This is a genomic window from Methylophaga sp. UBA5088, from assembly GCF_002414625.1.
Classification (GTDB): domain Bacteria; phylum Pseudomonadota; class Gammaproteobacteria; order Nitrosococcales; family Methylophagaceae; genus Methylophaga; species Methylophaga marina.
Window position 1 is genome coordinate 5013 of record NZ_DIAC01000112.1, and the last position, 9054, is coordinate 14066.

Annotated in this window: 11 protein-coding genes; 10 read left to right on the plus strand and 1 reads right to left on the minus strand. The window is 45.2% G+C overall.

The window, feature by feature from the left end; genetic code table 11:
* The 7 genes from B4K20_RS14195 to B4K20_RS14225 form a co-directional block, all read left to right on the plus strand.
* On the plus strand, positions 1-678 hold a 678-nt coding region (locus B4K20_RS14195; protein WP_289283398.1), incomplete at its 5' end, for a D-alanyl-D-alanine carboxypeptidase family protein.
* Between the two features lie 6 nt (positions 679-684).
* Positions 685-1533: a D-amino-acid transaminase gene (gene dat / locus B4K20_RS14200; protein ID WP_289283399.1), complete on the plus strand. Its 849-nt coding sequence runs from the start codon at positions 685-687 to the stop codon at positions 1531-1533.
* The gene (locus B4K20_RS14205) at positions 1530-1805 is read left to right on the plus strand and encodes an HP0495 family protein (protein ID WP_286304081.1); all 276 of its coding nucleotides are present in this window, start codon (positions 1530-1532) and stop codon (positions 1803-1805) included. Before dat ends, B4K20_RS14205 begins: the two co-directional genes overlap by 4 nt.
* Before the next feature lie 5 nt (positions 1806-1810).
* A complete protein-coding gene (gene lipB / locus B4K20_RS14210; protein WP_289283400.1) occupies positions 1811-2425 on the plus strand; it encodes a lipoyl(octanoyl) transferase LipB in 615 nt (204 codons plus the stop codon).
* A complete protein-coding gene (gene lipA / locus B4K20_RS14215; RefSeq protein ID WP_286304083.1) occupies positions 2422-3378 on the plus strand; it encodes a lipoyl synthase in 957 nt (318 codons plus the stop codon). The genes lipB and lipA overlap by 4 nt, the downstream gene beginning before the upstream one ends.
* Before the next feature lie 18 nt (positions 3379-3396).
* The gene (locus B4K20_RS14220; RefSeq protein WP_289283401.1) at positions 3397-4671 is read left to right on the plus strand and encodes an NAD(P)/FAD-dependent oxidoreductase; all 1275 of its coding nucleotides are present in this window, start codon (positions 3397-3399) and stop codon (positions 4669-4671) included.
* Between the two features lie 110 nt (positions 4672-4781).
* Positions 4782-5939: a citrate synthase gene (locus B4K20_RS14225; RefSeq protein ID WP_289243317.1), complete on the plus strand. Its 1158-nt coding sequence runs from the start codon at positions 4782-4784 to the stop codon at positions 5937-5939.
* Here B4K20_RS14225 and epmB read toward each other — a convergent pair whose 3' ends face one another.
* Positions 5940-6947, minus strand: coding sequence for an EF-P beta-lysylation protein EpmB (gene epmB / locus B4K20_RS14230; RefSeq protein WP_289283402.1), 1008 nt, complete (start codon positions 6945-6947; stop codon positions 5940-5942).
* A 51-nt stretch (positions 6948-6998) separates the two neighbouring features.
* Between epmB and efp the strand changes: the two genes are divergently transcribed.
* The 3 genes from efp to B4K20_RS14245 all read left to right on the plus strand — a co-directional run.
* The gene (gene efp, locus B4K20_RS14235; protein WP_091715374.1) at positions 6999-7568 is read left to right on the plus strand and encodes an elongation factor P; all 570 of its coding nucleotides are present in this window, start codon (positions 6999-7001) and stop codon (positions 7566-7568) included.
* An 8-nt stretch (positions 7569-7576) separates the two neighbouring features.
* A complete protein-coding gene (gene epmA / locus B4K20_RS14240) occupies positions 7577-8557 on the plus strand; it encodes an EF-P lysine aminoacylase EpmA (protein ID WP_289283403.1) in 981 nt (326 codons plus the stop codon).
* Positions 8558-8621: 64 nt separating this feature from the next.
* The coding region (locus B4K20_RS14245; RefSeq protein ID WP_289283404.1) for a PAS domain-containing protein at positions 8622-9054 on the plus strand (433 nt) is incomplete at its 3' end.

Consider the following 9054-nt stretch of genomic DNA (forward strand, 5'->3'; position numbering starts at 1 on the left):
ACTAACTATATGAACGCGACAGGCTTACCTGATCCTGATCACTACACAACCGCACATGATATTGCGATTTTGTCGGCCGCCTTAATCCGTGACTTTCCTGAGCACTATGAATGGTATTCAGAAAAAGAATACACCTACAACGGCATCACACAGCACAACCGTAACAAATTACTCTGGCGTGATAACAGTGTTGATGGTTTAAAAACAGGACATACGGAAGAAGCTGGATTCTGTCTTGCTGCCTCAGCAAAACGCGGCGATATGCGGTTGATTTCTGTGGTTTTAGGCACACGCAGCGAAAATGCACGTGCTCAAGAAACGCAAAAGTTGATGAACTACGGCTTCCGCTTCTTTGAAACGCATCAGCTGTATAAAGCCAATACCGGTATTATCGATACTAAAGTATGGAAAGGCGCGACTGATCAACTCGCTTTAGGTCTGACTAAGCCATTGTCTGTAACAGTACCACGTGGTCAATACGATCAACTAGAGGCGACAACCAATATTCAGCAACCCGTCATTGCGCCTGTTACAGCCGGTACTGTCTTAGGTAAAGTGGAGATTCGTCTTGATGATGAAGTGGTCGCTAAACAAGAATTAGTGGCACTGAATGATGTTGAGCAAGGTAGCTGGTGGCGCCGTCTGATTGATGAAATCATGCTATGGATCTGGGGCTAAGCAGTCATGGCGACTGTCTTTCTGAACGATACTTTTTTGCCTGCTGAGCAGGCAAAAGTATCTGTTTACGATCGCGGTTTTTTATTCGGTGATGGGGTTTATGAAGTCATCCCTGTATACGGTCGCCAGCCTTTTCGTTTAAAAGCGCATTTATCCCGGCTGCAAAATAGTCTGGATGGGATTCATTTAAGTAATCCCTTCGACGATGCGCACTGGACACAGCTCATCACTCAGTTAATTGAACATAACGAGGCTGAAAATCAGGCCGTTTATCTACAGGTAACTCGAGGTGTGGCACCGCGTGAGCATGTATTTCCGCAAGGGGTTAAGCCGACTGTCTTTATGATGAGCAATCCGCTTAATGCTGTCCCAAGCTCATATAAGACACAAGGAATTAAAGCAATCACGGTCGATGATATTCGTTGGCAGCGTTGCGATATAAAAGCCATTGCTTTGTTACCCAATACCATGCTGAGACAGCAAGCGCACGAGCAGGGTGCTGGAGAAGCCATTTTGATTCGTGATGGTGTGATGACTGAAGGCTCTGCCAGTAATAGTTATGCGGTTTTTGATGGCGTTATTTATACCGCAGCAAAAGACAATACAGTGCTGCCCGGTATTACTCGTGATTTTGTTCTCGAACTGGCGGCTATGACCGGTATTCCAGTTAGAGAAGAATCGGTGACTGCAGATAGACTCACCCAGGCGGACGAGATTTGGATTAGCAGCTCAACGCGAGAGTTATTACCGGTGACGACTCTGGATGATAAGCCTGTTGGCCAAGGTCTACCAGGCCCAATATGGCAGACAGTAAATGAACTATACCAACGTCATAAGTTGGAGATGAATGTATGAGTGAACAAGAACAATCTGAGACATTATTAGAGTTTCCCTGCGACTTTGCTATCAAGGCGATGGGAGAAGCGAGTGAGGAGCTCGATAGCATTGTTGTCGAAATTGTCCGGCGCCATGTCGATGATATTGCCGAGGGTGCAGTCAGTCAGAAGCATAGTTCCGGTGGTAAATTTACATCGGTCACGGTCACGATAAGAGCAACAAGTAAACCTCAGCTCGATGCTATTTACCAGGATTTGAGTGATCACGACGCTATCAAATACGTGCTTTAACGTTTATGCAAATTAAAGATCTGGGGCTGGTAGACTACCAGTCTACAGTTAATGCCATGCAGTCATTCACGCTTGAACGTGATGCTGAGACTGAAGATGAATTATGGTTGCTTGAACATCATCCCGTGTTTACCCAAGGCGCAAATGGTGACCCATCTCATATTTTGATGGACTCGACTATTCCCATTGTGACCACAGATCGTGGCGGACAAGTGACTTATCATGGTCCAGGACAATTAGTTGTGTATACCTTAGTGGATATACGGCGAGCCAAGATGGGGGTCAGACAGATGGTTACGCATCTCGAACAAACAGTGACCAACATCCTTGCTCATTATGATATCGATGCCTATGCCAGACCTGACGCGCCTGGTGTCTATGTCGATGAACAAAAAATTGCCTCTCTGGGCTTACGTGTTAAACGTGGGGCCTGTTATCACGGCCTTAGCTTGAATATTGATATGGATCTCGTACCTTTCAGTTACATTAATCCATGTGGTTATGCGGGTATGGAAGTGATTGATATGACGTCGCTCGGTATTGATATATCAATGTCAGAAGCGAAACAACAATTTGTGTCTGCTTTTCAGCAACAGACACAATTAGGAATAAATGCATGAGTGAATTAACAGACGGTAGACGTGACGTTCGCGCTTTAAAAGGCGAATCAAAGGTTTCCCGTATTCCCATTAAAATCGAGCCAAGCGAGCCAAAACGAAAACCAGAATGGATTCGGGCCAAATCGCATGGCAACCCTAAGGTTAAACATATAAAAGACATGCTTCGTGAGCACAAGCTGCACACGGTATGTGAGGAAGCGGCGTGCCCTAACTTAGGTGAATGTTTTTCCCATGGCACTGCGACATTTCTGATTATGGGGAATATCTGTACTCGACGCTGCCCGTTTTGTGATGTCGCTCATGGGCGTCCCGATGCTTTGGATGAAAACGAGCCAGCACATCTGGCAAAAACCATTGCTGCCATGCAGCTAAAGCATGTTGTGGTGACCTCTGTCGATCGTGATGATTTACGTGATGGTGGTGCGGCACATTTTGTCCGTTGTATTGATGAAATTCGTCAACAATCACCGCAGACCAATATTGAAGTGCTGGTGCCAGATTTTCGCGGACGAATGGATGTCGCGCTCGATATTCTCAAACAAAGTCCGCCGGATATCTTCAATCACAATCTGGAAAGTATTCCCCGCTTATATAAAGCGGTCAGACCTGGCTCTGACTACCAGTGGTCTCTGGATTTAATCAAACGATTTCAAGAGATGCATCCCGATGTGCCGACCAAATCCGGTTTGATGCTGGGCTTGGGTGAAACCATCGATGAAGTCAAACAAGTGATGCAAGATCTGCGAGACCATGGTTGTCGCATGCTGACATTAGGCCAATACCTGCAACCGAGCAGGCATCACTTACCGGTCGAACGTTTTATCACGCCAGCCGAATTTGATGATCTTGCCGTGGCAGGCAAACAAATGGGCTTTGAACATGTCGCCAGTGGTCCGATGGTACGTTCTTCTTATCATGCCGATTTACAGGCACAGGGTGAGCATGTTTCCTGATTAGTGTGGAGAGTTATTATGGCCATTAACCGTCGGCAACTGATAAAGACAGGGATAACAGCCTCAGCTTTGGCTGCATTTCCCAACATGAGTTCGGCCATAATAACGCCTTCGAAAAAATCACAACGTGTTGTGGTGGTGGGTGGTGGCTTTGCGGGTGCCACGGCTGCCAAATACTTACGCATGTGGTCGCAGGATCTTGAAGTGATTCTGATTGAGAAAAAAACGGCTTTTGTTTCCTGCCCACAAAGTAATCTCGTGTTAAGTGGTCATCGAACCCTACAACAATTAACCTTTGATTATCACGGTTTGAGTTCTCACTACGGTGTAAAGATGATTCAGGCCACAGTCAATGCGGTGGATGTTGATAACAAAAATGTGCGTCTTGATGATGGCACAGTGGTAGATTATGACCGCCTTATCATTGCTCCCGGCGTGGATTTTATTTATGACCAGCTGAGCATGCTGACACCTGAGATTGTTGAGACTAAAATTCCGCATGCCTGGAAAGCTGGGCCGCAAACACAGTTGCTTCATGAACAATTAAAAGCGATGCGTAAAGGTGGTAAGGTGGTAATGACGATTCCGCAAGCTCCATTTCGTTGTCCCCCCGGCCCTTATGAACGTGCTTGCCAAATCGCTTTATTTTTAAAACAACATAATCCTACAGCCAAATTAATCATTCTGGATGCCAATGGCGATATTGTGTCCAAAAAAGCGTTATTTAAAGGCGTTTGGGATGATCGCTATGCCGACATCATTGATTATCAACCCAGTAATGGCATAGAAACAGTTGATGTTGATACGTTAACGGTTGAAGGTTTGTTCGATAAAGTCCAAGCCGACGTTCTGAATGTCATTCCACCCCAACGCGCAGGAAAAGTGGCTGAGTTGGCAGGTGTGATGAATGTCGATAAACGTTGGTGCGAGGTCGACTTCAGCACTTATGAGTCGACCGCTATACCTGATGTGCACGTGATAGGTGATGCCGTGGCAGCCACCTTGCCCAAATCAGGCCATATTGCCAATGTGCAGGCAAAAGTCTGTGCCGCTGCAGTCATTGCTCTATTACACGAAGAGGAAGTTGAACCTGAACCGGTGTTTGGCAATACCTGTTATAGTTTTACTGACGGCGAAAAAGCAGGCTTTGTCGCGGCCGTATTCAGATATGATCCAAAGACGGAAAAAATGGCGGTGATGCCCGGCGGAGGAATAACCACCACCCCAACACTGCTGCAAGGGGAGTTTGCTGATGCCTGGGCACACAATATCTGGTCAGATATCTTGAGATAACTCCATAAAATCAGTAGCGAATAACATCGGAGATGCTGCTCTACCTGCAATGCAGTATAATGCCAGCTTTTCCGATAATCTCCACCATCAAGATAATTATGAGGTTGTAGATGAGTGATTTTTTACCAGGCCTGGAAGGTGTACCCGCAACAAAGTCAGCCATTTCATTTATTGATGGTGAAAAAGGCATACTGAGTTATCGAGGTTATCCTCTCGAAACTCTTGCTGAAAACAGTACATTCGAAGAGACCACACTGCTTTTGTTAGACGGTGAGTTACCGACTAAGAAAGCCTTAAATGATTTTTCCCAACAGTTAAAAGACAACTACCGCATCAAATATCATATTCGTCAGATGATGCGTCATTTCCCCCATACCGGTCATCCCATGGATATGCTGCAAACAGCGGTATCCAGTCTGGGCATGTTCTACCCGGGTACGGAGTGTCTGACAGATGCCAATAGCTGTGAAGACCTTGATTACGTGCGTAATATGACGGTGAATATCATTGCGCAAATGGCACCGCTGGTGGCGATGTGGGAACACATCCGCAATGGTTGGGACCCTATTAATCCAAAACATGATCTGTCGGTCGCGGAAAACTTGTTATACATGTTTAACGGTGAAGAACCGGATCCACTCATGGCTAAGATCATGGATGTATGTTTGATTTTGCATGCAGAACACACCTTGAATGCTTCAACGTTTGCAGCATTGGTCGCGGGTTCGACACTGGCCACACCTTATAGCGTGATTTCAGCTGCCATCGGTACCTTATCTGGCCCGTTACATGGCGGTGCAAATCAACGCGTCGTTGGCATGTTACAAGAGATTGGTTCTCCGAAAAATGTCGAAAGCTGGGTTGACCAGAAACTAAAAAATAAAGAAGTTATCTGGGGAATGGGGCATCGCGAGTACAAGGTTAAAGACCCTCGTGCCACTATTTTGCACAAACTGGTAGAACAGTTAGTTGCAGAACGTGGTGGTCATCTGGATGATATGTTCGATACTGCCCTAAAACTGGAAGAAGTCTGTGCTGATCGCCTCGGCCATAAAGGCGTTTACCCGAATGTTGATTTCTATTCCGGCATTCTCTACAGCGAAATGGGTATTCCTGAAGACGAGTTCACCGCGTTGTTTGCTGTAGCTCGTTCAGCGGGTTGGTTAGCGCATTGGCGTGAACAAATTTGTGATAATCGCATTTACAGACCAACACAAATCTATGTCGGTAGCGATATGCGTGACTACACACCGATTGATCAACGGTAATTAGCTGATTACCGTTTTACTGGCTTCACCTTGTAGCTCACGCACCAGACGGGGCACAAGGTAGCCAGGCAATTGTTGTCTCAACTTTTCAATCAAACTCACTGCAAGTTCTTCTTCCACATCAAAGTGATGTGCTCCGGCTACCTTGTCCAATAAATGCAGGTAATAAGGCTGCACATCCACTTCATTTAAACGCTCACTTAAACCCACAAGTGCGTCTACAGAATCGTTAATCCCTTTTAACAAAACGGTTTGATTCAGTAACTGCACACCAGCTTGCCTTAAGTCACTTAGCACTTGTGCTGCTTCTTCATCTATTTCATTGGCATGATTAGCATGAATGACCATCACCACTTTCAGATGGGTGTTTTGCAGGTAATTTAATAATGATTCGGTGATGCGTTCTGGCAATACAACGGGCAGCCGGGTATGAATTCTCAATCGTTTTAAATGTGTTATCTGATTAAGATCTTCAATAGCATTTGCCAGTTTCTCATCATTGAGGGATAAGGGATCTCCGCCGCTGAGAATAACTTCAGTAATGGATTTATCAGCGTTTAAAGCATCAAGTGACTGCTGCCATTGACCGGCGAGTGGATTACTTTCTGAATAAGGGAAGTGACGACGAAAACAATATCGGCAATGAATAGCACAGGCACCTGTCATTAATAACAGTGCTCGTCCTTGATATTTTTGTAAGATACCGGGCGACTTAATGGCTAAATGATCACCTACCGGATCAGCCTTATATCCATCGACTCTAAAACCCTCGTCAATGAGAGGGAATACCTGACGAAGCAGCGGATCTGAAGCATCGCCATAGCGCATTTTTTTAATGTAACTGCGTGGGACACGCACCGGAAACTGACGTATTTGTGCTTTATCGATTGCAGCTAACTGACCGGAAAGTCCCAATAAAGCTAATAATTCATCGGCACTATTTATAGCGTTGGCTAATGCGTGTTGCCAGTTTTGTTTTGTCTTTAGGCTAGTGGTTTGCGGTATCATAGTGGCTTTTATTTTGAAGCAAGCGAAGATCGTCCCCCAAAAGAGGTTAAGATGGCAAGTTATAGTACAAATGAATTCAAATCCGGCCTGAAGTTTATGCTTGATGGTGACCCATGCAGCATCATCGAAAATGAGTTTGTTAAACCGGGTAAAGGCCAAGCATTTAATCGTGTTAAGTTCCGTAACTTGAAAACTGGCCGAGTGAATGAGCGGACGTTTAAATCTGGTGATACGGTTGAAAGTGCTGACGTTATCGAAACCGATCTGGAATATTCATATACCGATGGTGAGTTTTGGTATTTCATGGATCCAACTTCGTTTGAACAATATGGTGCCGATGCCAATGCCATCAGCGAAAGTAAAGATTGGCTGAAAGAGCAATATGTTTACACGGTGACATTATGGAATGGCACACCATTATTGGTGACTCCGCCTAACTTCGTTAATCTGGCAGTGGTTGAAACCGATCCGGGTGTACGTGGTGATACTTCAGGTGGTGGTGGTAAACCAGCCACACTGGAAACAGGTGCGGTTGTTCGTGTTCCTCTATTTATTGAAATCGGTGAAGTCCTGAGAGTCGATACCCGCTCTTCATCCTATGTTGAACGCGCAAAAGACTAATACCCACTATGTACGATAAAGACTGGCACCCCTCTGCAAGTCTGGAAAATCTAAAACGACGGGCTCAGTTTCTGACTGAGATCCGTCGTTTTTTTTATCAGCGAGAGGTGCTGGAAGTCGACACACCCATTCTTTCTCATGCGGCCCCTACAGCACCTTACCTTGATAGCTTTACCACTGATTATATTGCTGCTGGTGGGCAGAAAAGCTCCTGTTATTTGCACACTTCACCCGAGTTTGCGATGAAACGTCTGTTAGCTGCTGGTCTGGGGGATATGTATCAGATAGCAAAAGTATTTCGTAATGGTGAGCAGGGCAGGCATCATTCTCCTGAGTTTACGATGCTGGAATGGTATCGCCCCAGCCTAAGTTATCATCAGCTTATGGCGGAAGTGGATGATTTATTACAAACCGTGGTTGGCTTATCTCCCGCGGTCAAGATGAACTATCAAACACTGTTTTCACAGTACTTGTCGATTGATGTCACAGATGTTGAGCAAGATGAACTCAAACAATATGCGCTGTCCAGAATAAAAAGCCTCCCTCAAGACTGGCAAACAGACAAAGACGGTTGGCTGGAGCTATTGATGAGTGAGTTAATTGAACCGCAATTAGCCTTGTCTGTTCACCCATATATTATTTATGATTTTCCTGCCTCGCAGGCACAACTGGCAAAACTGCACCGTTCAGAGGAAGGCCATATTGTCTCTGCCAGATTTGAGGTCTATGCTCAAGGACTTGAACTGGCAAATGGTTATGATGAATGCCTGGATGCAGATGAGTTAAGTCAACGATTTGTAGAAGATAATCTTATCCGACACCAGCAAGGTAAGTCTGCCATGCCGGTTGATAAACATTTACTAGCGGCTATGCAAGCTGGTTTGCCTGCCTGTTGCGGCGTAGCAATTGGGGTAGATAGATTACTGATGTTAAAACTCGGTGTGCAGCATATTGATGCTGTAAAAAGTTTTACATTTGAGCAGAGTTAACGCATGAATGTGAGTAACCCCATACTCAGAAATTAAACCTATTTTCGAATAGAGGGTCATTGAAATGGCTGACGATAGAATGACATCCCAAGATTCAGGTGTTTACAAAACATTATTAGAATCGACTAAAGCTATTCCCTGGCGCATTGACTGGAAAACCATGTGTTTTACTTACATCGGACCACAAATAGAGAAGTTATTGGGGTGGTCGGTAGAAAGCTGGCAAACAGTTAATGAGTGGGCTGAAAGAATGCATCCAGAAGATCAGCAATCGGTGGTGGATTTCTGTGTGGCGCAATCCAAAGCCGGTGTTGATCACGAAGCTGATTATCGGGCACTGACAAAAGATGGTCACTATGTATGGATTCGAGATGTGGTACATGTCGTCAGAGACCAACAAGGCGAAGTCGAAGCGCTAATCGGTTTTATGTTCGATATTACTGAACGTAAAGAAACTGAACAAAAGTTACTGGATTTGCAAAAAGAGCTGGAAGAGC

Bases quoted from the DNA above. Each gene is read 5' to 3' on its own strand.
- B4K20_RS14205 (WP_286304081.1), top strand. From the start codon at position 1,530: ATGAGTGAACAAGAACAATCTGAGACATTATTAGAGTTTCCCTGCGAC.
- epmA (WP_289283403.1), top strand. From the start codon at position 7,577: ATGTACGATAAAGACTGGCACCCCTCTGCAAGTCTGGAAAATCTAAAA.
- lipB (WP_289283400.1), top strand. From the start codon at position 1,811: ATGCAAATTAAAGATCTGGGGCTGGTAGACTACCAGTCTACAGTTAAT.
- lipA (WP_286304083.1), top strand. From the start codon at position 2,422: ATGAGTGAATTAACAGACGGTAGACGTGACGTTCGCGCTTTAAAAGGC.
- efp (WP_091715374.1), top strand. From the start codon at position 6,999: ATGGCAAGTTATAGTACAAATGAATTCAAATCCGGCCTGAAGTTTATG.
- epmB (WP_289283402.1), bottom strand. From the start codon at position 6,947: ATGATACCGCAAACCACTAGCCTAAAGACAAAACAAAACTGGCAACAC.
- dat (WP_289283399.1), top strand. From the start codon at position 685: ATGGCGACTGTCTTTCTGAACGATACTTTTTTGCCTGCTGAGCAGGCA.
- B4K20_RS14225 (WP_289243317.1), top strand. From the start codon at position 4,782: ATGAGTGATTTTTTACCAGGCCTGGAAGGTGTACCCGCAACAAAGTCA.
- B4K20_RS14220 (WP_289283401.1), top strand. From the start codon at position 3,397: ATGGCCATTAACCGTCGGCAACTGATAAAGACAGGGATAACAGCCTCA.